The organism is Streptomyces aidingensis, from assembly GCF_900112355.1.
Lineage (GTDB): Bacteria > Actinomycetota > Actinomycetes > Streptomycetales > Streptomycetaceae > Streptomyces > Streptomyces aidingensis.
This window is the reverse complement of the sequence record NZ_FOLM01000008.1, coordinates 121,782-146,048: the sequence shown is the minus strand read 5'-3', so window position 1 is coordinate 146,048 and position 24,267 is coordinate 121,782. Positions and strand designations below refer to the sequence as shown.

At 73.5% G+C, this 24,267-nt stretch carries 27 protein-coding genes, 3 tRNA genes and 1 pseudogene; 9 read left to right on the top strand and 22 right to left on the bottom strand.

Annotated elements, in window-relative coordinates:
• Positions 1 to 7 precede the first annotated feature (7 nt).
• From rpmF to BM242_RS15985, 8 genes are all read right to left on the bottom strand, one after another.
• Entirely contained in the window at positions 8 to 181 is a 174-nt protein-coding gene (gene rpmF, locus BM242_RS16020; protein WP_093839513.1) for a 50S ribosomal protein L32, read from the bottom strand.
• A gap of 74 nt (positions 182 to 255) precedes the next feature.
• The gene (locus BM242_RS16015) at positions 256 to 816 is read right to left on the bottom strand and encodes a YceD family protein (RefSeq protein WP_245834137.1); all 561 of its coding nucleotides are present in this window, start codon (positions 814 to 816) and stop codon (positions 256 to 258) included.
• 265 nt (positions 817 to 1,081) lie between these two features.
• Entirely contained in the window at positions 1,082 to 2,137 is a 1,056-nt protein-coding gene (locus BM242_RS16010) for a F0F1 ATP synthase subunit B (RefSeq protein WP_093839511.1), read from the bottom strand.
• A 117-nt stretch (positions 2,138 to 2,254) separates the two neighbouring features.
• Entirely contained in the window at positions 2,255 to 2,734 is a 480-nt protein-coding gene (gene coaD, locus BM242_RS16005; RefSeq protein ID WP_217652509.1) for a pantetheine-phosphate adenylyltransferase, read from the bottom strand.
• A 44-nt stretch (positions 2,735 to 2,778) separates the two neighbouring features.
• Positions 2,779 to 3,366 (bottom strand): 16S rRNA (guanine(966)-N(2))-methyltransferase RsmD, encoded by a 588-nt coding sequence (gene rsmD, locus BM242_RS16000; protein ID WP_093839510.1) that lies wholly within the window; start codon positions 3,364 to 3,366, stop codon positions 2,779 to 2,781.
• 203 nt (positions 3,367 to 3,569) lie between these two features.
• Entirely contained in the window at positions 3,570 to 4,094 is a 525-nt protein-coding gene (locus BM242_RS15995; RefSeq protein ID WP_093839509.1) for a hypothetical protein, read from the bottom strand.
• 138 nt (positions 4,095 to 4,232) lie between these two features.
• Positions 4,233 to 6,428, bottom strand: a complete 2,196-nt coding sequence (gene recG / locus BM242_RS15990; RefSeq protein WP_245834173.1) for an ATP-dependent DNA helicase RecG — start codon at positions 6,426 to 6,428, stop codon at positions 4,233 to 4,235.
• Between the two features lie 230 nt (positions 6,429 to 6,658).
• Positions 6,659 to 8,368 (bottom strand): DAK2 domain-containing protein, encoded by a 1,710-nt coding sequence (locus BM242_RS15985; protein WP_093839507.1) that lies wholly within the window; start codon positions 8,366 to 8,368, stop codon positions 6,659 to 6,661.
• Between the two features lie 294 nt (positions 8,369 to 8,662).
• Here BM242_RS15985 and rpmB point away from each other — a divergent pair, with 294 nt between their 5' ends.
• Positions 8,663 to 8,848, top strand: coding sequence for a 50S ribosomal protein L28 (gene rpmB / locus BM242_RS15980; protein ID WP_093839506.1), 186 nt, complete (start codon positions 8,663 to 8,665; stop codon positions 8,846 to 8,848).
• A gap of 111 nt (positions 8,849 to 8,959) precedes the next feature.
• On the opposite strand, the gene thiD is transcribed toward rpmB, so the two are convergent.
• Together thiD and BM242_RS15970 are read right to left on the bottom strand one after the other, a co-directional pair.
• Positions 8,960 to 9,814 (bottom strand): bifunctional hydroxymethylpyrimidine kinase/phosphomethylpyrimidine kinase, encoded by an 855-nt coding sequence (thiD, locus tag BM242_RS15975; RefSeq protein ID WP_093839505.1) that lies wholly within the window; start codon positions 9,812 to 9,814, stop codon positions 8,960 to 8,962.
• Positions 9,815 to 9,885: 71 nt separating this feature from the next.
• On the bottom strand, positions 9,886 to 10,848 hold the full coding sequence (locus BM242_RS15970) for a thiamine-phosphate kinase (protein ID WP_093839504.1): 963 nt from the start codon (positions 10,846 to 10,848) through the stop codon (positions 9,886 to 9,888).
• A 195-nt stretch (positions 10,849 to 11,043) separates the two neighbouring features.
• Between BM242_RS15970 and BM242_RS15965 the strand changes: the two genes are divergently transcribed.
• Together BM242_RS15965 and BM242_RS15960 are read left to right on the top strand one after the other, a co-directional pair.
• Entirely contained in the window at positions 11,044 to 11,277 is a 234-nt protein-coding gene (locus BM242_RS15965; protein WP_093839503.1) for an Lrp/AsnC family transcriptional regulator, read from the top strand.
• A gap of 58 nt (positions 11,278 to 11,335) precedes the next feature.
• Positions 11,336 to 11,887 (top strand): DUF3515 domain-containing protein, encoded by a 552-nt coding sequence (locus BM242_RS15960; RefSeq protein WP_245834135.1) that lies wholly within the window; start codon positions 11,336 to 11,338, stop codon positions 11,885 to 11,887.
• 51 nt (positions 11,888 to 11,938) lie between these two features.
• Here BM242_RS15960 and BM242_RS15955 read toward each other — a convergent pair whose 3' ends face one another.
• From BM242_RS15955 to BM242_RS15945, 3 genes are all read right to left on the bottom strand, one after another.
• On the bottom strand, positions 11,939 to 13,081 hold the full coding sequence (locus BM242_RS15955) for a D-alanine--D-alanine ligase family protein (RefSeq protein WP_093839501.1): 1,143 nt from the start codon (positions 13,079 to 13,081) through the stop codon (positions 11,939 to 11,941).
• Between the two features lie 128 nt (positions 13,082 to 13,209).
• Positions 13,210 to 14,250: an NAD(P)H-dependent glycerol-3-phosphate dehydrogenase gene (locus BM242_RS15950; protein WP_281254687.1), complete on the bottom strand. Its 1,041-nt coding sequence runs from the start codon at positions 14,248 to 14,250 to the stop codon at positions 13,210 to 13,212.
• Positions 14,247 to 15,032: a lysophospholipid acyltransferase family protein gene (locus BM242_RS15945; RefSeq protein WP_093839499.1), complete on the bottom strand. Its 786-nt coding sequence runs from the start codon at positions 15,030 to 15,032 to the stop codon at positions 14,247 to 14,249. Before BM242_RS15945 ends, BM242_RS15950 begins: the two co-directional genes overlap by 4 nt.
• 200 nt (positions 15,033 to 15,232) lie before the next feature.
• On the opposite strand from BM242_RS15945, the gene cofC reads away from it, so the two are divergent.
• Positions 15,233 to 15,976: a 2-phospho-L-lactate guanylyltransferase gene (gene cofC, locus BM242_RS15940; RefSeq protein ID WP_245834133.1), complete on the top strand. Its 744-nt coding sequence runs from the start codon at positions 15,233 to 15,235 to the stop codon at positions 15,974 to 15,976.
• Here cofC and BM242_RS15935 read toward each other — a convergent pair.
• From BM242_RS15935 to leuC, 5 genes and pseudogenes are all read right to left on the bottom strand, one after another.
• On the bottom strand, positions 15,948 to 16,160 hold the full coding sequence (locus BM242_RS15935) for a hypothetical protein (RefSeq protein ID WP_093839497.1): 213 nt from the start codon (positions 16,158 to 16,160) through the stop codon (positions 15,948 to 15,950). The genes cofC and BM242_RS15935 overlap by 29 nt on opposite strands.
• A 62-nt stretch (positions 16,161 to 16,222) precedes the next feature.
• The gene (locus tag BM242_RS15930) at positions 16,223 to 16,801 is read right to left on the bottom strand and encodes an HU family DNA-binding protein (protein ID WP_093839496.1); all 579 of its coding nucleotides are present in this window, start codon (positions 16,799 to 16,801) and stop codon (positions 16,223 to 16,225) included.
• A gap of 406 nt (positions 16,802 to 17,207) precedes the next feature.
• Positions 17,208 to 17,408 (bottom strand): annotated as a pseudogene (locus BM242_RS15925) (SCO5555 family protein); the annotation flags it as partial.
• A gap of 335 nt (positions 17,409 to 17,743) precedes the next feature.
• The gene (gene leuD, locus BM242_RS15920) at positions 17,744 to 18,349 is read right to left on the bottom strand and encodes a 3-isopropylmalate dehydratase small subunit (RefSeq protein WP_093839495.1); all 606 of its coding nucleotides are present in this window, start codon (positions 18,347 to 18,349) and stop codon (positions 17,744 to 17,746) included.
• Positions 18,350 to 18,355: 6 nt separating this feature from the next.
• Positions 18,356 to 19,786, bottom strand: a complete 1,431-nt coding sequence (leuC, locus tag BM242_RS15915) for a 3-isopropylmalate dehydratase large subunit (RefSeq protein WP_093839494.1) — start codon at positions 19,784 to 19,786, stop codon at positions 18,356 to 18,358.
• Positions 19,787 to 20,052: 266 nt separating this feature from the next.
• On the opposite strand from leuC, the gene BM242_RS15910 reads away from it, so the two are divergent.
• On the top strand, positions 20,053 to 20,784 hold the full coding sequence (locus tag BM242_RS15910) for an IclR family transcriptional regulator (protein WP_093839493.1): 732 nt from the start codon (positions 20,053 to 20,055) through the stop codon (positions 20,782 to 20,784).
• A 41-nt stretch (positions 20,785 to 20,825) separates the two neighbouring features.
• Positions 20,826 to 21,203 (top strand): nuclear transport factor 2 family protein, encoded by a 378-nt coding sequence (locus BM242_RS15905; RefSeq protein WP_093839492.1) that lies wholly within the window; start codon positions 20,826 to 20,828, stop codon positions 21,201 to 21,203.
• Here the strand turns inward: BM242_RS15905 and BM242_RS15900 are convergent.
• The gene (locus BM242_RS15900; RefSeq protein ID WP_093839491.1) at positions 21,172 to 21,870 is read right to left on the bottom strand and encodes a MerR family transcriptional regulator; all 699 of its coding nucleotides are present in this window, start codon (positions 21,868 to 21,870) and stop codon (positions 21,172 to 21,174) included. The two genes, BM242_RS15905 and BM242_RS15900, sit on opposite strands and share 32 nt — an antisense overlap.
• A 111-nt stretch (positions 21,871 to 21,981) precedes the next feature.
• Between BM242_RS15900 and BM242_RS15895 the strand changes: the two genes are divergently transcribed.
• Positions 21,982 to 22,470 carry a DUF4188 domain-containing protein gene (locus tag BM242_RS15895; protein WP_175541440.1) on the top strand — a complete coding sequence of 163 codons (489 nt, stop codon included), beginning with the start codon at positions 21,982 to 21,984 and terminating at the stop codon, positions 22,468 to 22,470.
• A gap of 98 nt (positions 22,471 to 22,568) precedes the next feature.
• On the opposite strand, the gene BM242_RS15890 is transcribed toward BM242_RS15895, so the two are convergent.
• The 3 genes from BM242_RS15890 to BM242_RS15880 form a co-directional block, all read right to left on the bottom strand.
• Positions 22,569 to 22,641 (bottom strand) — tRNA-Glu (locus BM242_RS15890).
• 25 nt (positions 22,642 to 22,666) lie between these two features.
• Positions 22,667 to 22,739: transfer RNA gene (locus BM242_RS15885), tRNA-Glu, on the bottom strand.
• Positions 22,740 to 22,767: 28 nt separating this feature from the next.
• Positions 22,768 to 22,839, bottom strand: a tRNA-Gln gene (locus tag BM242_RS15880).
• 189 nt (positions 22,840 to 23,028) lie between these two features.
• Between BM242_RS15880 and BM242_RS15875 the strand changes: the two genes are divergently transcribed.
• Together BM242_RS15875 and BM242_RS15870 are read left to right on the top strand one after the other, a co-directional pair.
• Positions 23,029 to 23,661 (top strand): gamma carbonic anhydrase family protein, encoded by a 633-nt coding sequence (locus tag BM242_RS15875; RefSeq protein WP_093839490.1) that lies wholly within the window; start codon positions 23,029 to 23,031, stop codon positions 23,659 to 23,661.
• A 43-nt stretch (positions 23,662 to 23,704) separates the two neighbouring features.
• Positions 23,705 to 24,193, top strand: a complete 489-nt coding sequence (locus BM242_RS15870; RefSeq protein ID WP_093839632.1) for a GNAT family N-acetyltransferase — start codon at positions 23,705 to 23,707, stop codon at positions 24,191 to 24,193.
• Positions 24,194 to 24,267: the final 74 nt, after the last annotated feature.

Sequence of the window (24,267 nt, the reverse complement as noted above, 5' to 3'; positions counted from 1 at the left end):
CCGCCGTTCAGACCGCGAGGACCTGGCGACGGTTGTAGGTGCCGCAGTTGGTGCATGCGGCGTGCTGGAGCTTGGGCTCCTGGCAGCGCTCGCAGGTGGCGAGATTGGGGACCGCAGCCTTCCACTGCGACCGGCGGTGGCGCGTGTTGCTGCGCGACATCTTCCGCTTGGGAACAGCCACGGCTACTTCTCCTGTGTCCGGCAGGGGCCTCCCGCGGCGCGGGCGGCGTCCTGGCGCTTGCTTCTGGCGTCTGCTTACTCTTCGCGGGGCCGTTCCCCGGACCCGAGGGTCCGGGAGTAGTCCCGCAGCGCCGCCCAACGGATGTCGACGGCGTCGTCGTGGTGGTGCTCCGGGTCGTCCGCCAGCCGGGCCCCGCAGTCGGGGCACAGGCCCGGGCAGTCCTCCCGGCACACCGGCTGCAGCGGCAGTGCCAGCACCACCGCGTCCCGCAGCACGGGTTCGAGGTCGAACAGATCGCCCTCGAGAAAGCCGGCCTCTTCCCCCTCCTCCTCGTCGGCGGCGGCCTGGCGGCCCCGGCCGTCGGAGTCGGGGTAGGAGTACAGCTCCTGGAACTCGGCCACGCCCTCGTCGTGGACCGGCTCCAGACACCTTACGCACTCCCCCTCCAGCGGCGCACGGGCGGTACCGGTCACCAGTACCCCGTCCACCACCGATTCGAGGCGCAGCTCGATCTCCACCGGGGCGCCCTCGGGGACCCCGATCACCTCGATGCCGAGCCCGGCCGGGGCCGGGACGGTGCGGGAGACCCTGGTCAGCGCACCCGGACGGCGCCCCAGTTCCCGTGTGTCGAACACCAGGGGGGCGCGGCGGTTCAGGGGCGCTTTCAGGGCTTCTGCGCTTTCTGTGCGAATGCTGGCGAGTGGCGGAATCGGCCGGACGGACGCTCCGGGGCGCGGTCCCGCGCGCGGCGGGTGCCCCGCCCCGGCGCGGCGCATGCGCCCGGCGGGCGGACACACGGCTCCGGCCGCGACCGAAGATCGACCGAAGATACAGAATACGCCACGGCCCGCCGGGCTCCCAATCGAGCCGTCCGCCGGGCCCGGGCGGGGGCGGTCCGGATCAGCGGCCCTGTTCGTAGCGGCGGAGCTGCTCGGCGTCGATCATGCCGGTGTCGAAGAAGCTGGTCTCGTCCAGCGAGCCGCCGCCCTGGTAGCCGGCGGAGGACTGCTGGGGGTAGCCGGGGGCGCCGCCGGAGGGACCGTAGTAGTCCTGGCCGGAGGACGGGGCGGCGGCGGCCGGCGCGTACGGGTCGGAGGCTCCGCCGCCGCTGCCGTAGTCGTACTGCTCGTACTGGTCGTAGTGCTCGTAGCCGCCCTGGTTCTGCTGCGGGACGGCGTAGGGGTCGTCCTGCGGATAGGGGTCCGGGGAGCCCTGGGCGCCGTAGCCGTAGGGGTCGGGCCGGGGCTGCTGCTGGGCGCCGTCGCCGTAGCCGGCGGTGCCGGCCAGTTCGGCGGCGGCGCGGGCCTCGCGGGCGTCCTGTTCGGCGAGATGGGCGCCCAGTTCGTCGATCGGGCGGTGGCCGGTGAGTTTCTGCCGGCCCCGGCCGACCGCCTCCAGGGTCTTGCGCAGCACCGTCTCTATCGCGCGGAACTGCGCCTCGACATACTCGTCGGCGCGGTCCAGCAGGGCCCGGGGATCGCCGTCGGGTTCCTCGTAGCCCTCCTCCGCGGCGGTGCGGCCGAGCAGTTTGTCGCGTCCCCGTTCCACCGAGCCGATGGTCTTGCCCAGCACCACCTCGAAGTTGGCGAGCTTGCTGTCCACATAGTCGTCGGCCTGCATCTTGATCTCACCGGCCTCGCGGCGGGCCTCGGAGAGAATGCGGTCGGCCTCGGCCTGGGCACGCTGGACGATCTCGGTGCCGTCGATGAGCGAACCGCGCTCGGCGTGGGCGGCCTGGACGATCCGCTCCGCCTCCTGCCGGGCCTCGGCCACCACCTGGTCGCGCCCGCCCAGGAGTTGCCGGGCCTGGGAGAGGGAGTCCGGGAGTTCGTCGCGCAGTTCGCGCAGACGGGCCAGCAGATCGGCGCGGTTGACCACGCAGGACGCCGACATCGGCATGCCCTTGGCGCTCTGCACGGTGGCGACGATCTCGTCGAGTCTCTGGTGTACGTCCACGGCCCCGACTGTACGGCCCCGGGCGTCCGGGCGGACACCCGGCCGCCCGGCGGGCGGCGCGCGGCGAGGCACGGGGGGTCGCGCGCGGCGCCCGTCCGGGCGTCGGCGGGGCACGGGTCAGGGCCGGCGGAGCTTGCCCGCCAGCGCGCCGAGCACCGGCTCGGGCAGCAGGTGGGAGACGTCGCCTCCCCAGGTGGCGACCTCCTTGACCAGGCTGGAGGAGAGGAAGCTGTAGGTGGGGTTGGTGGGGATGAAGAGGGTTTCCACACCGGAGAGGCCGTTGTTCATCTGGGCCATCTGGAGTTCGTAGTCGAAGTCGCTCACCGCGCGCAGGCCCTTGACGATGGCCGGGATGTCGCGCTGCTTGCAGTAGTCGACCAGCAGTCCGTGGAACGCCTCCACCACCACATTGCCGAATTCGCCGGTGACCTCCTCGATCAGCGAGATGCGTTCCTCGATGGTGAACAGTCCCTGCTTGGACTTGTTGATCATGACGGCGACGTGCACGACGTCGAAGAGCTTGGTGGCACGTTCGATGATGTCGAGATGCCCGTTGGTGATGGGGTCGAAGGACCCGGGGCAGACGGCGCGGCGCAATCGTTTCTCCTCGTCCATCCGGCCGGTCATGGCGGGTCCCACCGTCATGACCGGCCGGTAGCGTCCTCGTCGGCGGCGCGACCGTACCAGAGGCTTCCCTCGCCGTAACGGCGGGCCCGCAGCCCGGTGAATCCGTCCGGCCACCGGAACTCCCCGCCTCGGGTGCTGCGCTCCACGGTGACGAGTGCATCACGGGCGAGCCAGCCGCGGAGCCGCAGTGTGATCAGTATCTCGCGCAGCGCCGGGTCCGACACCGCGTAGGGCGGGTCCAGAAAGGCCAGGTCGTACGGATCCCCGGGCGCGGGCCCGGCGAGCACCTGTTCGGCGCGGGCGGTGCGCAGCTCGGCGCCGGGCAGGCCCAGGGCACGGATATTGGCCCGGATGACGGCGGCGGCCCGAGCGTCGGACTCCACCAGCAGGGCGTGCGCGGCACCCCGGGAGAGCGCCTCCAGGCCGACCGCGCCGGAACCGCCGTACAGATCGAGCACCCGGGCCCCCTCCAGCGGGCCGTGGAGCGCGGACCAGGTGGAGAACAGGCCCTCCCGCGCCCGGTCGGAGGTGGGCCGGGTGGACCGGCCGGGCGGCACGGCGATCCGCCGTCCGCCCGCCGTGCCGGCGATCACGCGGGTCATCTTCGGCTGCCTCCGCGGTGGGCTGCGGGTACCCGGAGAGTACCCGGACCTGGCCTGGCCGGACCTGACGGGGCCGGCCGGGCCGGCGCGGGCAGGTGCGGTCCCTGCCACGCTATACGGCGCCGGACCCCGGTGGCGCGCACCCCACCGCGGCGGCGGGGTGCGCGCTGCGGCCGTGCCAGGCCCCGGCCGCCCGGGCCGGCTCAGCCGGCCTGGGCGTGGCCCGTCTCCGCCGCGCCGAGCAGCACCGGCGAGGCGTAGCGGGACCAGGACAGACAGCCGTCCGGCGGGCAGTGCTCCGGGCGGCGCGGGTCGTGCCCCAGCTCACGGAGCTTGGTGCGGACCGAATCGGGGGTGCGGCCGAACCGGGCGGCTATCCGCGCGATGGTCTCGCCCGCGTGGAAACGGCGGGTGAGGTCCTCCTCGTGCTGCGGCACCCAGGGGGCGCCGTGCCCGGGGAACAGCTCCCGGAGGATGTCCCGGTCGGGAATCGGCTCCGACACATCGGCCGCGAGGGCCAGGGCGCGCAGGGCGCGGGTGAGCGCGATCCGCAGGGTGGGGACGTCGGCCAGCGGCATGGTGAGCGCACCGCTGGCGATCGGCGTCTCCGGGGCCGTCTCGCGCCATCCGGTGAGGGTGAGGGAGACGGAGATGTCGTCGTCGCTGGAGAGCTCGATGCGGAAGATCTTCTCGCCGAGGGGCAGTTCGTTGATGTGCCGGAATGCCATGTCGTGGACCCCCAGTCCAGCTGCCCGCGATCCCGGGTGGATCGGGGCGGACTATGTCCATTCTCCCAGGTGGCACTGACAATTAGCACGGATGTGCGAGCCCTTTCCGTGCCGCTTCCGGCATCGGGGGAACGCGGTTCAGCCCTTGTCGAGGAACTCGGCGCGTTCCTCGTCGAGCAGGGCGTCGAGCGCGGTGCGCAGGGCCGGGTGGTGCGTGAGCTCCGGGTCCCGGCCGACCAGCCGGGTGGCCTCCGCCCGGGCCGCCTCGATGATGTCCTCGTCGGCGATCACGGCCAGCATCCGCAGCGAGCTTCGGCCGCCGGACTGGGCCTGGCCCAGCACATCGCCCTCCCGGCGCTGCTCCAGGTCGATCCGGGACAGCTCGAAACCGTCCAGCGTGGCGGCCACCGCGTCCAGCCGGGAGCGGGCCGGGGTGGCCTCCGGCATCTCGGTGACCAGCAGGCACAGGCCCGGGGCCGAGCCGCGGCCCACCCGGCCGCGCAACTGGTGGAGCTGGGAGACGCCGAACCGGTCCGCGTCCATGATCACCATCACCGTGGCATTGGGGACGTTCACCCCGACCTCGATCACCGTGGTGGCCACCAGCACATCCACCTCACCGGCGGCGAAGCGGCGCATCAGGTCGTCCTTGGCCTCCGGTGCCATCCGGCCGTGCAGTTCCGCCACCCGCAGCCCGGCCAGCGGTCCGGAGCGCAGCCCGGCGGCGACCTCCAGCACCGCCAGCGGGGGCCGTCTGCCCGGATCCGCACCCTCGCCGCCGTCCGCGCCGTCCTCCCCGTCCTCCCCGGGGGCGGCCGGGCGGCGGGAGGCGGGCTCGTCCTCGTCACCGATCCGCGGGCAGACCACATACGCCTGGTGGCCGCCCTCCACCTCCTCCCGGACCCGCTGCCAGGCCCGGTCCAGAAAATGCGGCTTGTCCAGCGCCGGGACCACATGGCTGGCGATCGGCGCCCGCCCGGCGGGCAGTTCGTCCAGCACCGAGGTCTCCAGATCGCCGAAGACCGTCATGGCCACCGTGCGCGGGATCGGGGTGGCCGTCATCACCAGCAGATGCGGCGGCTGCCTGCCCTTGGCGCGCAGCGCGTCCCGCTGCTCCACGCCGAACCGGTGCTGCTCGTCCACCACCACCAGACCCAGGTCGTGGAACCTGACCTTCTCCTCGATCAGGGCATGGGTGCCGATCACGATGCCGGCCTCGCCGGTGGCCAGCTCCAGCAGCGCCCGCCGCCGGGCGGCGGTGCCCATCGAACCGGTGAGCAGCACCACCTTGGTGCCCTGCTCGGCACCGCCCAGCATGCCGCCCTCGGCCAGCTCGCCCATCATCTCGGTGACCGAGCGGTGGTGCTGCTGGGCCAGCACCTCGGTGGGCGCCAGCATGGCGGCCTGGCCGCCCGCGTCCACCACGGCCAGCATGGCGCGCAGCGCCACCAGCGTCTTGCCGGAACCCACCTCGCCCTGGAGCAGCCGGTGCATGGGGTGCGGGGCGGCCAGATCGGCGAAGATCTCCGCGCCGACGCTCCGCTGCCCCTCGGTGAGGGTGAACGGCAGCCGGGCGTCGAAGGCGGCCAGCAGACCGTCCTCGGCGGGCACCCGGGGAACGGCGGGCAACTGGGCGTCGTCCCGGCGGCGGCGCGCCAGCGCCACCTGGAGCACAAAGGCCTCGTCCCACTTCAGGCGTCTGCGGGCCAGCGTGTGGTCGGCGGCGGTGCGCGGCCGGTGCACCTTGAGCAGCGCCTCGGGCAGACCGGGCAGCTGGTGCTCGGCGCGCAGCCGCGGCGGCAGCGGATCGGCCAGACCGCGCCACTCCTCCTGCTGGAGGGAGTTGAGCACGGTGTCCACCGCCTTGGAGATCTTCCAGGACTCAAGCTGCTTGCAGGCGGGATAGATGGGGATCTGCTGCCCGGCGAACTCCCGGGCGGCCCCGGCCGCCGACCGGCCGTCCTCCTCCTCCCCGGCCGCGCCCAGCAACTGGTAGGCCGGGTGGGAGAGCTGGAGACGGCGGTTGAAGACCGAGACCTTGCCGGCGAACATGCCGCGCCGGCCGGGCAGCAGCTCCTTCGCGTGATGGTGCACGGCGCGGCCGAAGAAGACGAGCTGGAGCCGGCCGGTGCCGTCGGTCAGGGTGACCTCAAGACGCCGGCCGCGCCCGCGGTTGAAGGTCAGCACCCGGGCGTCGGCGATCTCCGCGAGCACGGTGACATGCTCGTCCAGCGGCAGCTCGGCCAGGCCGGTCAGCTCGCCGCGCTCGGCATAGCGGCGCGGGTAGTGGTGGAGCAGATCGCCGACGGTGCGCAGCCCGAGATGGTCGGCCATCACCTTCGCGGTGCTGCCGCCGACGACGCTCCTGAGAGGATCCTCCAGGGCGACCGGCACCACTGCTCCTTCCGTCGTGGGGTGTGCTCCGCCGCAGCCCCGCGGGCTGCACGGCGGGCGCCGTGCACTGCCCATTGCACACCATGGCTCGGACAGCCGGGCGCAGGGCGCGGGCACCCGCGGTGCGGGGCGGCCGGGTCCCGCAGGGCGGAGCGGGGGCGGGGCGGCGGCTACTCGACGCCGATCAGCAGCGGCGCGGTCTGGCGTCCCTCGAAGACCACCGTCTCGGCGCCCAGATGGCGGTGGCGCACCTGGTCCCGGAGCCGCTCGGCGAGGTCCGGCGGCGCGCCCTCGCCCAGCACCAGGGTGACGAGTTCCCCGCCCGCGGACATCATCCGCTCCAGCACCTCGGCGGCGACCCGGTGCGGGTCGGTGCCGATCACCGCCACATCGCCGTCGATCAGGCCGAGCACGTCCCCGGCCTGGCAGACTCCGGCGGTGGTCCACGACTCGGCCTCGGCCACCCCCACCTCGCCGTAGCGGGTGGCCCCGGCCGCCGAGGTCATGGCCACCACGTCCTCGTCGAAGCGCCGCTCCGGGGAGTGCACGGCCAGCGCCGCGATGCCCTGCACCGGGGAACGGGTGGGCACGACGGCGATCCGGACACCGGCCGCCCGCACCTCGTCGGCCGCCGCGGCGGCGGCGTGCCGCAGCGCGGCGTCGTTGGGCAGCAGCACCACTTCACCGGCGCCGGCGGCCAGCACGGCGGCGGCCAGCTCACCGCTGCCGGGCGGCTCCCCGGGGCGGGTGGTGAGCACCACGGCGCCGGCCTCCTCGCACAGCCGGGACAGGCCGTCGCCGGGCATCACCGCGACCACGGCGCGGGCGGCGGCGGCGCGCTGCGGGCGCACCGGCTCGGCGGTGGCCGCGCCGAGGTGGCTGATCCGGATGCGGTACGGCCGGCCGGCCTCGATGCCGTGCTCGACGGCGGCGCCGGGCTCATCGGTGTGCACATGGACGTTCCACAGGCCGTCGCCGCCGACCACCACCAGGGACTCGCCCAGGGCGTCCAGCCGGCTGCGCAGCGCGGCCACCGCCTCGTCGGCGGCCTCCAGCAGATAGATGACCTCGTAGCCCGGCCCGGGTCCCGGCCCGGCCCCGGGCGGAGCACCGGGGGCGGTCGCGGCGGGGCGGCCGTGCTCCGGGCAGGGGCCGGGACCGGCCGCGGGCCGGGCGGCGGCCGGGGCCAGGCCGTGGTGGTGGAGCGAGCTGTCCGGCGGGCGGCCGGAGACGGCCTCGTCCAGCGCCTCCAGCACCGCCACCAGTCCGGTGCCGCCCGCGTCCACCACGCCCGCACGGGCCAGCACGGCGAGCTGCCCCGGGGTGCGGGCCAGCGCCGCGCGGGCGGCGGCGCAGGCGGCGGCCAGCACCTCGGCCACCTGCCGCTCCGCCGGGCCGGGTGCGGCGCCGCCGGCCCCGGGGGCCGGGCCGGCCTCGGCCGCCTCGGCCGCGGCAGCCGCGGCCACCGAGAGCATGGTGCCCTCCACCGGGTGGGCGACCGCCTGATAGGCCGAGGAGGCGGCCCGCCGCAGGGCGCGGCGCAGGGTCTCGGCGTCCGCCGGTTCCTCGTGTTCGGCGAAGGCCTCGGCCATGCCGCGCAGCAGCTGGGCCAGGATGGTGCCGGAGTTGCCGCGGGCGCCGATCAGCGCGCCGTGCGCCATGGCCCGGGCGGCCTGGGCCAGGCCGGGGCCGGCCGCTGCCGCCGCCTCCACCGCCTGGGCCGCGGACTCCACGGTGAGATAGAGATTGGTGCCGGTGTCCCCGTCGGCGACCGGGTAGACGTTGATGGCGTCGATCTCCCGGCGCGCCCGGCCGAGGGCGTCGAGGGCGAACCGGCACCAGCGCCGTACCGCGTCGGCGTCCAGCGGTTGCGGCGGCACGACGGACCTCCTCGGCGGCTCGGCGGGGGGACCTGGGCAGCCTAACGGCTTCCCCGCGCGCGCCGTGCCGGTGCCGCCGGACCGGACCGGCGCCCGGGCCGATTTCCTCAGGCGGGAGCGGAGCGGTACGATGCACCGGTTGCCCGGCTGTTTGCCGGGCGTGAATTCCCCGGCTTCCGGATCCGGGCCGCAGCGCGCAGCACGCAGGCTGCCCCGGACACCGCACCGCCGGGACAGGTACACGATTCTTCGTCTCCCCGCTGATGTGGGGCTGACCCGTCTTTGGAGTGACCCGTGGCTGCCAACTGCGACGTCTGCGGCAAGGGGCCGGGCTTCGGCAACCGCATTTCCCACTCGCACCGCCGCACCCCCCGCCGTTGGAACCCCAACATCCAGCGGGTGCGTGCCGTGGTCAACGGGACGCCGAAGCGCGTCAACGCCTGCACCTCGTGCATCAAGGCCGGCAAGGTCACCCGCTGAGCGGGTGACGGTCCCCGGCGCGGGTGCTCCGCGCCCGCATCCCGGGCGCTGAAGCACCGGTGAGCCGGTCCGCCGCAGGGCGGACCGGCTCCTTGGCGTTCCGGCCGCCGGTCACGGCCCCGGCATGGCGCGACGCCCGGCGGCCGGGCGGGCGGCCGGGATGGCGTAGCCGTGCCGCACCGGGCCGATCCCGGAGCCGAGCGGGAATCCCGCGGCCAGCGCGCCGGTGACGTATTCCTTGGCGGCGCTCACCGCCTCGGGGACGGCGCGGCCCCGCGCCAGATGGCAGGCGATCGCGGCGGCCAGGGTGCAGCCGGTGCCGTGGGTATGCCGGTTGTCCCGGCGCGGCGCGCGCAGCCAGTGCTCGGCGCTGCCGTCGGTGAGCAGATCCACCGCCTCGGCCGACAGGCCGTCCGGGCCGTCCCCCGGCAGATGGCCGCCCTTGACCAGGACCCAGCGGGGACCGTACGCCAGAACCGCCTCGGCCGCGCGCCGCAGGTCGCTCTCCCCCGCCACCCGGACACCGGTGAGCTGGGCGACCTCGTCCAGATTGGGGGTGGCCACGGTCGCCACCGGCAGCAGCAGCCGGCGGACGGCGTCCAGCGCGTCCGGGGCGAGCAGCGGATCGCCGTGTTTGGAGACGCCCACCGGATCCACCACCACCGGCACCCGGAGCGGGCCGAGCAGCCCCGCGGCCGTCTCGGCCAGTGCGGCGGAGGCGAGCATGCCGGTCTTGACCGCCTGGACGCCGATGTCGTCCACCACACTGCGGAACTGCCGGACCACCGCTTCGGCGGGCAGTTCCCAGGCGCCCTGCACGCCCAGCGAGTTCTGCGCGGTGACGGCGGTGACCACGCTCATGCCGTGCGCGCCGAGCGCCAGCATGGTCTTGAGGTCGGCCTGGATCCCGGCACCGCCGCCGGAGTCCGAGCCGGCGACGGTGAGCACACGCGGCGGTATCTCCATGCCCCCGACGTTAGCCGCCCCCGCCGGCACCGCCCCGCCCCGCCCCTCGGTGCGGGCCCGCGGGACGGGACTCAGCCGGCGGCCGTGAAGTGGTCCCAGCCCGGGGCCTTGTCCCAGGGGGCGTCGTCGACGGTGACCCGCGGCAGGGTGGAGACCGTCTGCACCTCCCCGATCACCCGCCAGCGGGCGGGCAGTCTGGTGCCGGCCGGGAACGTCGCCACGATGGCGTGGTCCTCACCGCCGGTGAGCACCCAGTGCAGCGGGTCCACCCCCACGGCGCTGCCGATGTCGGACATCTGCGCGGGCACATCCAGCGCCGCCGACCGGATGTTGATCCGGACCTTGCCGGCCTCGGCGATATGCCCCAGGTCGGCGATCAGGCCGTCGCTGACGTCGGTCATCGCGGTGGCCCCGAGATGGGCGGCGAGCGGCCCCGCGGCATACGGCGGCTCGGGCCGCCGGTGCGCCTCCACAAAGGCGCGCGGCGAACGGAAGCCCCGGGACAGCACCGCATGGCCGGCCGCCGACCATCCCAGCCAGCCGGCCACCGCCACGATGTCCCCGGGCCGCGCACCGGAACGGGTGACCGGTTCCCGGCCCCTGAGGTCACCCAGTGCCGTGATGGACACCGTGATGGTGTCACCGCGCACCACATCGCCGCCGGCCACCCCGGCGCCCGCCACCTGGCATTCGTCGCGGATGCCGTCCATCAGCTCCACCGGCCAGGTGGCGGCCAGCCCGGCCGGTACCACCAGGCCCAGCAGCACGGCGGTGGGCACCGCTCCCATCGCGGCGATGTCGGCGAGGTTCTGTGCGGCGGCCTTGCGCCCCACGTCGTAGGCGGTGGACCAGTCACGGCGGAAGTGCCGTCCCTCCAGCAGCACATCGGTGGTGGCCACCACCCGCCGGTCCGGGGCCGCGACCACGGCGGCGTCGTCCCCGGGGCCGAGCCGCACGGCCGGTGCGCTGGTGATCCGGGATGTCAGCTCCCTGATCAGGCCGAACTCCCCGAGCTCCCCCACGGTGCCCTTCACTCAGCTCTCCCTCGTCTCGCCGGTCACACGGTGATCCTCGCCCATCTTCCGCCGTGCGGGTACGGCGGGCCGCCCCCGGGTGTCGGCGTCGCCGGGATCCGTCAACCTGGTGGTACGGAGTGCCAACGGCTCCCGGCCGCCCGTCATGACGCGCTACGGTAGCGCCCCGATCCTCGAAGCCGCCCTGGAGGACCCGTGGTACAGGCGTACATCCTGATTCAGACCGAGGTGGGAAAGGCGTCCGCGGTCGCCGATGTCATCGCGAAGATCTCCGGCGTGATCAAGGCCGATGACGTCACCGGACCGTATGACGTCATCGTCCGCGCCGAGGCGGAGACGGTGGACGACCTGGGACGGCTGGTGGTCGCCGAGGTACAGCGGGTGCCCGGGATCACCCGCACCCTGACCTGCCCGGTGGTTCATCTCTGAGTCCTCGTATGCTCGCCCGGTGATGTGCTGCGCCCTACACCGGGCACGCCGGGCCGCCATGACCGCCGCCGCGCTGTCGCTGCTGGCGATGGCGGGCCCGGCCGCCTGTACCTCCTCCTCGGGCCTGCCCGAGCCGGAGCCTCCCGCACCCGAGGGGGAGGCCGCCCGGGCCTGCCGGTCGTTGTACGCGGCGCTGCCGGAGCACATCGAGGACCAGCCGCGCCGGCCGCTCTCCGAGGAGACGGAGTATGCCGCCGCATGGGGGGATCCGTCCATCACCCTGCGGTGCGGAACCGGCCGCCCCGCGGTGCTCGATCCGGCCGGCGGGGAGTACAACCCGGCGGCCGACGCCGTGGTGGTGAACGATGTCGCCTGGCTGGCGGAGGAGCGCCCGGACGGCTACCGGTTCACCACCACCGAGCGCACGGTATGGGTGGAGGTGACGGTGGCCCGGGAGCTGGCGCCGGAGGTCTCGGTGCTGGTGGATCTCGCCGCTCCGGTGGCCGAGCACATCCCGCTCGACCCGCTGTGGGAGAGCTATTACGACGACGACGGCGCCCAGGACGGGGCGGACGCCGGGGACGGCCGCCGGCACGCCCCCGGCGGCTGAGCCCTCTCCCCCGGCCCCGGCCGCCGGAACCGGGGGCGGGCCGCCCGCCGGTCAGCGGAGGCCGGTTTCGCGCCGCAGGGCGGCCCGCACCAGGCGGTCGATCAGCTCCGGGTAGCCGACCCCGGTCGCCTGCCACATCCGCGGGTACATGGAGATCGGGGTGAATCCCGGCATGGTGTTGATCTCGTTGATGACGAACCGGCCGTCCTCGGTGAGGAAGAAGTCGGCGCGCACCAGCCCTTCGCAGGAGGCGGCGTCGAACGCCCGCACCGCCAGCTCGCGCACCTCGGCCGTCTGCTCCGGCGTCAGCGGCGCCGGCACGATGCCCTCGGTGGAGTCGATGTACTTGGCCTGGAAGTCGTAGAAGTCGTGCGCGCCGTCGGCCGGGATCTCGGCCGGCACGCTGGCCCGCGGCCCGTCCTCGAACTCCAGCACCCCGCACTCGATCTCGCGTCCGCGCACCAGCGCCTCCACGATCACCTTGGGGTCGTGCCGCCGGGCCTCGGCCAGGGCGCGGTCCAGCTCACCGGGGCCCTGCACCTTGCTGATCCCCATGGAGGAGCCGGCCCGGGCGGGCTTCACGAACAGCGGCCAGCCGTGCTCGGCGGCGAACTCCAGCAGTTCCCCGCGCACCCGCTCCGGGTCGCGCTGCCACTCCCGGGGCCGCACCACCCGGTACGGGCCCACGGCCAGGCCCCAGGACTCGAAGACCCGCTTCATGTACTCCTTGTCCATGCCGACCGCGGAGGCCAGCACCCCGGAGCCGACGTACGGCACGCCGGAGAGTTCCAGCAGGCCCTGGATGGTGCCGTCCTCGCCGTAGGGGCCGTGCAGCACCGGGAAGACGACATCGACCTCGCCCAGCACCTTGGGCACGGAGCCGGGCTCGGTGTAGAGGACCTCCCGGCTGCCGGCGGCGATCGGCAGCATCACGCCGCCGTTGTCGTTCTCGGCGAGCCGGCGCACATCCGGCAGGGCCCGCTCGGTGATGGCCATCCGGTCGGGGTCGTCGGCGGTCAGCGCCCAGCGGCCGTCCGGGGTGATGCCGATGGGCAGCACCTCGTACCGCTCGCGGTCGATGGCACGCAGCACGGCACCGGCGGTGACCACCGAGATGGCGTGCTCGGAGCTGCGTCCGCCGAAGATGACGGCGACACGCGGCTTGGGATTCTGAGGTGTGGACTCGCTGCTCATATCGCCTTGAGGCTACCGAACGTAGCCGGGGACGGTAAGCAGCCTCCCCGGTACGGCGGCTCCGGTTCCCGGGCGCGTTCCCGGCCGCCGTTCCCCGGGCCGGGCCGCCGGACGGATCCGCGGCCCGCTCAGCGGACCTCGGCCTTGGCGCTGCGGGACATGAGTTCCTTCAGCGCCACCAGCGGCGGGGTGCCGTGGTGCACGATGCCGGCCACGGTCTCGGTGATGGGCATCTCCACGCCGTGCCGGCGGGCCAGATCCAGCACCGAGAGGCAGGACTTGACGCCCTCCGCGGTCTGCCGGGTGACCGCGATGGTCTCCTCCAGGGTCATGCCGCGGCCCAGATTGGTGCCGAAGGTGTGATTGCGGGAGAGCGGCGAGGAGCAGGTGGCGACCAGGTCGCCCAGGCCGGCCAGGCCGGCGAAGGTGGCCGGGTCGGCGCCCATGGCCAGGCCCAGCCGGGTGGTCTCGGCCAGTCCGCGGGTGATCAGCGACGCCTTGGCGTTGTCGCCCAGGCCCATGCCGCCGGCGATGCCGACGGCCAGGCCGATGACGTTCTTCACCGCGCCGCCCAGCTCGCAGCCGACCACATCGGTGTTGGTGTAGGGCCGGAAATAGGGGGTGTGGCAGGCCGCTTGGAGCCGCTTGGCCACGGTTTCGTCCGCGCAGGCCACCACCGAGGCGGCGGGCTGCCGCTCGGCGATCTCCCGGGCCAGGTTGGGGCCGGAGAGCACCGCGATCCGCCGCGCCGGCACCCCGGCCACCTCCTCGATGACCTCGCTCATCCGCTTGGCCGTGCCGAGTTCCACGCCCTTCATCAGCGACACCAGCACGGAATCGGCGGGCAGCAGCGGGGCCCAGCGGGCGAGATTGGCGCGCAGCGTCTGGGAGGGCACGACCAGCACGGCGAACTCGGCGTCGCGGGCGGCCTCGGCCGGGTCGGTGGTGGCGGTCACCGAGGCGGGGAGCCGGACACCGGGGAGATAGTCCGGGTTGACCCGGGTCTCGTTGATCGCCCGGGCCAGCTCGGGGCGGCGGCCCCAGAGCATCACCTCGCAGCCGGCGTCCGCGAGCACCATGGCGAAGGCGGTGCCCCAGGATCCGGTCCCGTAGACGGCCGCCCGCGTCGCCCCCGGCGTCGCCGTTCTCCCCGTCGCTCCCTGCGTCACTCACTGTCTCCTTCATGAGCCGGTGCCGCCGCCGTGCCCTCGTTCCGTTCTCCGGTTCCGGGGCTGCGGCCGTTCCGGCGCCTGTGCACATAACGTTCGGCGGGCGGGGTTTCCCCGCGCACCTCGGCCAGCAGTGCGGTGATGGCGTCCATGATGCGTTCGGTGGCGGCCAGCAGCACTTCGGCGTTCGGCTCCAGATCGTAGAGGTCGGAGAAGTCGACCGGTGGCCCGGCCACCACGGTGAGGGTTTTGCGCGGAAAGATCCTGACCCGTTTCTCCTTGGCATAGGGCGGCATCACCTCGTGCGCGCCCCATTGCGCGACCGGGATCACCGGCGCCCGGCTGAGCAGGGCGACCCGGGCGGCGCCGGTCTTGCCCTGCATGGGCCACAGGTCCGGGTCGCGGGTGAGCGTCGCCTCGGGGTAGAAGGCCACGCATTCGCCGCGCCGGACGGCCTCCACGGCGGCCCGGAAGGCGCCGGCCGCATCGCTCGACTCGCGGTACACCGGGATCTGCCCGGTGTTCCGCATAAAGGTGCCCACCAGCCCCTTCTTGAACAGGGCCTCTTTGGCCAGGAAGCGCGGCACCCGTCCGGTGTTGTACTGGAAATGCGCGTAGGAAAGGGGGTCCAGGTAAGAGTTGTGATTGACCACGGTGAGGAATCCGCCGTCGGCCGGAATGTTTTCCATTCCTCTCCAGTCCCGGCTGAAGAGGGTCGTGAGCACGGGTTTCACAATGAATGCGGCAAAGCGGTACCAGAAACCGATTCTGCGGCGGGACACTCGGACACCATCTCCTTTTGCGCTGCTGCGGCGGTACTGCTGCGGACAGCCGCACAAGTCTCGCCCCGGGGTCCCGGGCTGTCCAGCGGCCGGACCGCCGCCGCCGCGCCGGGATCACAGCACCCTAACCACCGCGCGCCGGGCAGCGGGGTCCCGGGTGGCGGCCGTGGGCAGCCTCCCCAACCGTGCAGAATGGCCCGGTGCGCGAGGCAGGGGACGGCTGGGTGCTGGTGGTGCCGCTCAAGCCGCTGCGGCTGGCGAAGAGCCGGCTGGCCGCCGCGGCCGGGGACGAGCTGCGCCCGGCGCTGGCCCTGGCCTTCGCCCTGGACACGGTCGCGGCGGCGCTGCGCTGCCCGGCGGTCGCCGGGGTGCTGGTGGTCACCGAGGACCCGGCGGCCGGGGAACGGCTGCGAGGGCTGGGCGGACCGCCGGGCGGGACGGGCGTGCCGGAGGGCCGGGTGGCGGTGCTGCCGGACGGTCCGGGGCGCGGGCTCAACGCGGCGGTGACGCACGGGGTGCGCGCCGTACGCGCGGGCGCGGGACCGTCGGGTGCGCGGGGCGGGCGGGCGCCGGTGGCGGCGCTCAACGCGGATCTGCCGGCGCTGCGTCCGGAGGAGCTGGCCCGGGTGCTGGGCGCCGCGGCCGGGCATGCCAGGAGCTTTCTGGCCGACGCGGCGGGCAGCGGCACCACGCTGCTGGCGGTGGCACCGGGGACGGAGCCGGCGCCGGCGTTCGGCCCGCACTCGCGGGCGCGTCATCTGGCGTCGGGCGCGGTGGAACTGGCGCCGCCCGGCGTGGCCGGCGCCCGGCAGGACGTGGACACGGGGGACGATCTGCGGGCGGCGCTGGCCCTGGGGGCGGGACCGCACACCACCGCCGCGGTGTGCGGGCACGGCGGGGAAGCGTTCGGCGCGTTCAGAAGGTGTGGAGCGTCACGCGGGTGATGCGGCGCGGGCCGTCGCCGTCGTCGCCGCCTTCCAGTTCGATGCGCACCCGCTGGCCGGGGCGCAGCAGCCGCAGGCCGCCCGCCCGGAAGGCGTCGGCCCCGAACTCCATCGGCGTGCCGTCGTCCAGCAGTACGCTGCCGCGTCCGGTCCCGGCGTCGAAGGTGTATGCGGTGGCCTGCATGCACTGAGCCTAGCGGCTCGGCACATGCAGGTCACACAGCCGTGGTGGACGGGACGGGCACGTCACCGGTTCCGGGCCGTGGCCTTCTTGGCGGGGCTCTTGCGGGCCGTCGCCTTCTTCGCCGGGGCCTTCTTGGCCGCGGCCTTCTTGGCGGGGGACTTCTTGGCGGGTGCCTTCTTGGCCGCGGCCTTGGCCGGGGCCTTCTTGGCCGCGGTCTTGGCGGGTGCCTTCTTCGCCGCCGCCTTCTTGGCGGCGGTGGTCTTCTTTGCCGCCGCCTTCTTGGTGGCGGCCTTCTTGGTGGTGGTGCCGCCGGACAGGCTGCCCTTGGGCGCCTTCTTCACCGCGACATCGTGCTTGGGCAGCTTCTTGGACCCGGCCACCAGGTCCTTGAAGCCCTGCCCGGCGCGGAAGCGCGGCACGGAGGTCTTCTTGACCCGCACCCGTTCACCGGTCTGCGGGTTCCGGGCGTAGCGGGCCGGGCGCTCGACCTTCTCGAACGAGCCGAAGCCGGTCACGGACACCCGCTCACCGGCAACCACCGCCCTGATGATGGCATCGAGCACGATGTCGACTGCCTGTGCGGCCTGCTGCCGGCCGCCCAGCTTGTCGGCAATCGCTTCGACGAGCTGTGCCTTGTTCACGTCTTCCCCTTCGGAACATTACTGAACGAATGTGCCCGGAGTGCCTGCAACCGGGCGCATGGAACTGGCCTGGAACTGCGCCAATGTGCTCAAGCTTTTTCGCACGCTAGGCAGATATATACCGCAAATCAAACGTGAAACGGACGAATCACCCTGGTGTCGCAACGAACTGGGCCCGCACAGCGCCCGTTCGCCGCCGCCCCCGCGGCGGCCGTGCCGGCACCGCGCGTCACTCCTCCCGCCGCTCTCCGTCCCGGCTGTCCTCCTTGCCGCTGTTGCCGCTGTTGCCGCTGTTGCCGCTGTTGCCGACGTTGCCGACGTTGCCGCTCTTGCCGCTTGCCTCACTCCCGTCGTCCCGGCCGGTCCGGTCGTCCGCGAGGACGGCGGCGGCCTCTCCGGTCTCCCCGTCGATGCCCTCCAGCAGCCGCTCCAGCCGGCGGGCGGCACCGCCCAGGTCCTGCTTGGCGGCGGCCGTGATGACCAGCAGCCGGTGAGCCAAGGCCCGCCGCACGTCCTCGGGGACGTCCAGCCGGCGCACCCGCTCGTGGGCTTCTTTCAGCCGGGCGGCGACGAGGTCGTAGAGCTGGAGTTGACCGTCGCGTTCCATGCACCAATTGTGCCATCACGGGTGAGTTGTCGCCCGGTTGTGCCTCAACGACTCACCATACGCGTGTGCCCCCCACCGAGTCGCAGGGGGCACAGTGCGTAATTCGCCGGATTCCAGGAGGGGTTCAGCACCAGCTCAGCGCCGGGTGCACGGGTCCGGCGGGGCCGGGCGGGAGGTCTCCGGATGGCCGGAAATCGCCGTTTCCCGCCGTACCGTTCGGCGCGTCGCGGCCCGCGGCGGCGCGCGGAGCCGGAAACGCGTCGCGCCGGCGCGGAACCGCTGTGGTTCCACGCCGGCGCGGCCGGCAGGGGTGACGGGCCCGGACGAGCGGAGGCTCAGCCGGCCAGGGTGCGCGGTTTGAAGGCGGGACGCCCGCCCTCGTAGGCCGCGATGTCGTCCTCGTGGCGCAGGGTGAGGCTGATGTCGTCCAGCCCTTCCAGCAGCCGCCAGCGGGCGTTCTCGTCCAGCTCGAACGGGGCCTCGACGCGCCGCTCGCCCTGGCCGGCGGTCACCTTGCGGGCCACCAGGTCGACCGTGACCGCGAGCTCCGCGTCGGCCTCGGTCAGCGCCCACAGCCCGTCCACCACCGGCTGCGGCAGCACCACCGTGAGCAGGCCGTTCTTCAGCGAGTTGCCCCGGAAGATGTCGGCGAAGCGGGAGGAGATCACGGCCTTGAAGCCGTAGTTCTGCAGCGCCCAGACGGCGTGCTCGCGGGAGGAGCCGGTGCCGAAGTCGGGACCGGCCACCAGCACCGTGGCGCCCTGCCGCTCGGGCCGGTTGAGCACGAACTCCGGGTCCTTGCGCCAGGCCTCGAACAGCCCGTCCTCGAACCCGTCCCGGGTGACCTTCTTCAGCCAGTGGGCGGGGATGATCTGGTCGGTGTCCACATTGCTGCGGCGCAGCGGAACGGCCCGGCCGGTGTGCGTGGTGAAGGCTTCCATGACGGTTCAGACTCCCGCGGGGGTGGCGACGGCGGCATCGGACAGATCGGCCGGGGAGGCCAGGTGACCCAGGACCGCGGTGGCCGCGGCCACCTGGGGCGAGACCAGATGGGTCCGGCCGCCCTTGCCCTGCCGCCCCTCGAAGTTGCGGTTGGAGGTGGAGGCGGACCGCTCGCCGGGCTTGAGCTGGTCCGGGTTCATGCCCAGACACATCGAGCAGCCCGCGTGCCGCCACTCGGCCCCGGCCTCCTTGAAGACCGTGTCCAGGCCCTCGTCCACGGCCTGCAGCGCCACCCGTACCGAGCCGGGGACCACCAGCATCCGGACCCCGTCGGCGACCCTCCGGCCGCGCAGCACGGCGGCGGCGTTGCGCAGGTCCTCGATCCGGCCGTTGGTGCAGGAGCCCACGAAGACGGTGTCCACCGCGATCTGGCGCAGCGGGGTGCCGGCCGACAGGCCCATGTACTCCAGCGCCTTCTCGGCGGCCAGCCGGGCACTGGGGTCCTCGAAGGAGGCCGGGTCCGGCACGGCGGCGGACAGCGGCGCGCCCTGCCCGGGGTTGGTGCCCCAGGTGACGAACGGCGCCAGTTCGGCCGCGTCCAGCACCACCTCGTGGTCGAAGACGGCGTCCTCGTCGGTGCGCAGGGTCTTCCAGTAGGCCACCGCGGCGTCCCAGTCCGCGCCCTGCGGGGCGTGCGGGCGGTCCTTGAGGTAGGCGAAGGTGGTCTCGTCCGGGGCGATCATGCCGGCCCGGGCACCGGCCTCGATCGACATGTTGCAGATGGTCATCCGGGCTTCCATCGAGAGCTTCTCGATGGCCTCGCCCCGGTACTCGATGACATAGCCCTGGCCACCGCCGGTGCCGATCCGCGCGATGATGGCCAGGATGATGTCCTTGGCGGTGACGTCGGCGGGGAGTTCGCCGCGCACGGTGATGGCCATGGTCCGGAACGGGGCCATGGGCAGCGTCTGGGTGGCCAGCACATGCTCGACCTGGCTGGTGCCGATGCCGAAGGCGAGCGCGCCGAAGGCGCCGTGGGTGGAGGTGTGGCTGTCGCCGCAGACCACGGTCATGCCGGGCTGGGTCAGGCCGAGCTGCGGGCCGACCACGTGCACCACGCCCTGCTCGGTGTCGCCCAGCGGGTGCAGCCGGACGCCGAAGTCCGCGCAGTTCTTGCGCAGGGTCTCCAGCTGGGTGCGGGAGACCGGGTCGGCGATGGGCTTGTCGATGTCGATCGTGGGGGTGTTGTGGTCCTCGGTGGCGATGGTCAGGTCGGTGCGCCGCACGGTGCGACCGCTCTTGCGCAGGCCGTCGAACGCCTGCGGACTGGTCACCTCGTGCAGCAGATGGAGATCGATATAGAGCAGGTCGGGCTCGCCCTCGGCGTGCCGGACGACATGGTCGTCCCAGACCTTCTCCGCCAGTGTCCGTCCCATCGCTTTCCCTCCGGCCCAGCAGCGTCGCCGGGCCTCACCTCGAAGTCGGTGGATGCCTTGGTCCCGGATGCCGGTGATCCCCGCCGGGAGCACCCGCGGGATCGCCCGGGAGATGTGCGGCGGTCCGAGGCCGCCGTCCGCTCCCCGTGCACCGCTCTCCGGCGCCGGGCCGGCTGCCGGTGCTGTGCGGACCGCCACAGCCAGGGTGGCGCCTTCGCGGCGAAAACGAACTTGCGTTTCACACTGTGAGACGCGAGTATCGACGCATGGACACGAACAGTGGCGGCTCCAGCGGCGTCGGCGTCCTTGACAAGGCCGCTCTCGTACTCAGCGCGCTGGAGTCCGGACCGGCCACGCTGGCAGGACTGGTCGCGGCGACCGGCCTCGCCCGGCCGACGGCCCACCGGATGGCCGTCGCGCTGGAGCACCACCGGCTGCTCGCCCGCGACATGCAGGGACGTTTTGTGCTGGGACCGCGGCTGGCGGAGCTGGCCGCGGCGGCGGGCGAGGACCGGCTGCTGGCCGCCGCCGGTCCGGTGCTGGCGCATCTGCGCGATGTCACGGGGGAGAGCGCGCAGCTCTACCGGCGCCAGGGCGACATGCGGATCTGTGTGGCCGCCGCGGAGCGGCTCTCCGGCCTGCGGGACACGGTGCCCGTGGGCTCCACGCTGCCGATGAAGGCCGGCTCGGCGGCCCAGGTGCTGATGGCCTGGGAGGAGCCGGAGCGGCTGCACGCCGGTCTCCAGGGCGCCCGCTTCACGGCCACCGCGCTGTCCGGGGTGCGGCGCCGGGGCTGGGCGCAGTCGGTGGGCGAGCGGGAGCCCGGGGTGGCCTCGGTCTCGGCCCCGGTGCGCGGTCCGTCCAACCGCGTGGTGGCGGCGGTGTCGGTCTCCGGCCCCATCGAGCGCCTCACCCGTCATCCGGGCCGGATGCACGCCCAGGCCCTGCTGGAGTCGGCCGGCCGGCTCACCGAGGCCCTCAGGCGCGGTCCCGCCTGACACCGGGGACCGGGGGCGGGGTGCCCTGCTAGCGTGGACGGATGCCGGAGAATCCCGCCCAGGAAGCGGTGGACATCTTTCTCGCCGCCTTCAACGCCCGCACCTCCGAACGCATGACGGACCTGCTGCTCCAGGCATTCACCCCGGACGTGGTCTTCTGGGGCCCGCTGGGCCGCACCGAGGGGCTGCTGTCGGTCGAGGGATTCATGAACTCGCTGCGCGGGCATCCGCGCGGGCCCGGCCGGATCGTGCGCACCACGGCGGTGGACGCCCCCGGCGAATGGGCCCGGTACGGCTGGGCCTATTACGACGCCTCCGGCGAGGCCGTCCTGGAGGGCACCGACATGGTGCACCTCAGGGACGCGCGCATCGACAGCATGGTGGTCTTCAGCGGCCCGCTTCCCCGGCAGCGGGACTGACCGGACCGGCGGGCGGGCGCCGCTCCGGTGCCGCGTAGCGGCGCTCCGACTCGGCGGCGTGGGCCAGCCGGCGCAGCGCCAGCAGTACCGGCTCGTACAGCACGGTGAGCGCGACCGCCGCCTCCACCTGGGCGTTCCCCGGTTCGTACCGCTCGATCACGTCCAGGTCGTGCACGGCCAGCCGGGCGGCCAGTTCGCCGTACGGCAGCAACTGCTCCAGCTCGCAGGGATAGCCCAGCCGCAGCAGGGCGGCCAGCGCGGAGACCAGCATCCGGTGCGGCGGGCCCTCCGCCTGGCCCTCCCCGTGCCCGCTCCCGCCCAGCCGGGCCGTCAGTTCGGCCGCCCGCTCCCGGGCCAGGGCCGTGACCGGGTCGTCCTCCTCCGGCTCCGGGCCGTGCGGCAGCGCCCACACCGCCGCGCCCAGCCGGCCGTGCCGGTCCTGCCCGGCGTCGTCCACCGCGCGGAGCACCTCGCGGGCCCGCGCCACCGGCACCCCGCCCACCTGCACCAGCGCCCGCACCAGCCGCAGCCTGCGCAGATGCTCCGCGCCGTACTCGGCCTGGGTGGCGGTGACCCGCTCCCCCGGCGGCAGCAGCCCTTCCCGCAGGTAGTACTTGATGGTTGCCGCGGAGACGCCGCTGCGTCTGCTCAGCTCCGCCAGTCTCATCCCGTGCTCCCCTTCCTCGCCTCCCCCGGGCCCGGCTTGCGGAATTCCTTGGAGAGTGACACTATCCAATCATGGATAGCGGCACTATCCCACACCTTCCAGGGGGTTGCCATGAGCAGCAAGGTCATCAAGGGCCGCATGACGGCCGGGGCCGAGGACACCGTCACCGTCTTTCTGATCGGCATGCGGATCAACAGCTTCTGGCGGCTGCGCACCTGGCTGCCGGTCTTCCGGGCCATGCCCCGGATGCTGCGGGAGCTGTCCGGGGACCCGGACAGCGGGCTGCTCGGCTTCCGCCTGCTGTCCGGCGGCCCGCGCGTCTTCTACGTGGTGCAGTACTGGTCCTCGCACGAGAAGCTGCTGGCCTACGCCTCCGCCCCGGACAAGGAGCACCGCCCGGCCTGGTCGGCGTTCAACCGGGCGGTCCGGGCGGGCCGGGACCGGGTCGGCTTCTGGCACGAGACCTATGTGGTGCCGGCCGGGGCCTACGAGTCCGTCTATGTGAACATGCCGCCGTTCGGGCTGGGAGCGGCCACCGGCACCGTCCCGGTGGGCCGGCGCGGCGAGCGTGCCGCGCAGCGGCTCGCCCTGCGGCGCTGATCCGGCGGGCCGGAGGCGGCACGGCAAGAGGGGGCGCGACAGGCACGACAACAAGGGCCCCGCGCCATGGACGGCGCGGGGCCCTTTCTCTTGCCGCGTACCCCCGACCGGATTCGAACCGGCGCTACCGCCTTGAGAGGGCGGCGTGCTAGGCCGCTACACAACGGGGGCTCCAGCATGACCACTGTGGGTCACGTACCCCCGACCGGATTCGAACCGGCGCTACTGCCTTGAGAGGGCAGCGTGCTAGGCCGCTACACAACGGGGGCTTTGATCTCTCACCAAGAGGAGATCACGCTGGGCTACCAGGACTCGAACCTAGACTAACTGAGCCAGAATCAGTCGTGCTGCCAATTACACCATAGCCCACCGGAACTCAACCCCCTGACCTGGGGATTTCGCTCGGCGTCCGCCTCCGGGGGCCGGGATCCACAGCCCCGCTCCGTTCGGCGACGGGAAGAACATTACCCGATCGCGGGCCGTGCTCCAAAACGAGATTTCCCGCCCGCACCGCGCTCATCGGGTGCCCGTCCGCGTTCAGCGCTTAGTCTCGAAAGCATGTTGATCGAACACCGCGGGCGAAAACCCGTCGTGCCGGAGTCCGCCTATGTGGCGCCCACGGCCGTGCTCTGCGGCGCGGTCACACTGGGTGAGCGGGCCCGGGTGCTGCACGGCGCCGTGCTGACCGCCGAGGACGGCGAGGTGACCACCGGTTCGGATGTGGTGATCATGGAGAACGCCCTGGTCCGCGGGCGCGCCCGGCATCCGGCGGTGATCGGTGACGCGGTGCTCGTCGGCCCGCACGCGCATGTCAACGGCGCCACCGTGGAGAACGAGGCATTCGTCGCCACCGGCGTCTCGGTCTTTCCCGGCGCCACCGCCGGCACCCGCTCCGAACTGCGGGTCAACAGCGTCCTCCAGGTGAACTCCCGGCTGGCGGCCGGCGCCGTGGTGCCCATCGGCTGGATCGCGGCGGGCGACCCGGCCCGGCTGTTCTCGCCGGACCAGCACGAGGAGCTGTGGCAGGTGCAGCGCGAACTCGACTTCCCCGGCACGGTCTACGGCCTCCCCCGGGACATTCCGATGCGCACCGTCATGGCCGGCCAGTCCGAGTACTACGGCGCCCACCGCGACGACCGCATCCTGGACCGGGATTGGGACCGGGACGCCCCGGAGCCTCCGGCCGCCTGACCCCGCCCGGCCGGCCCCGGACGGCTCGCGCATCATGGACACCATGCACATCAGGGAAGCCACCGCCGAGGACTGGCCCGCGATCTGGCCGGTCTTCCGCAAGATCGTCGCGGCCGGGGACACCTACACCTATCCGCCGGACATGGCCGAGGCCGATGCCCGCGCCTGCTGGATGCAGCCCGCGCCGTACCGGACCGTGGTGGTTCTGGACGAGGCGGGCACGGTCATCGGCACGGCCCGGATGAACCGCAACCACCAGGGCCCGGGCTCGCATGTCGCCAACGCCGGCTACATGGTGGACCCGGCGCACGCCGGGCAGGGCATCGGGCGGGCGCTGTGCGAGTACTCCCTGGACTGGGCACGTGCGGAGGGCTACCGGATCATGCAGTTCAACGCGGTGGCCGAGACCAATGTCCACGCGATCCGGCTCTACCGCTCGCTGGGCTTCGAGATCACCGGCACCCTCCCCGGCGGCTTCCGCCACCCCGCCCGGGGCTACATCGCCCTCCACATCATGCACAAGATCCTCTGACCGGACGGCCCGGCGACGCGGGCCCGTCGCGCTGCACCGCGGGGGCCGTGTGGTGCGGGGTGGAACGGGGCGGG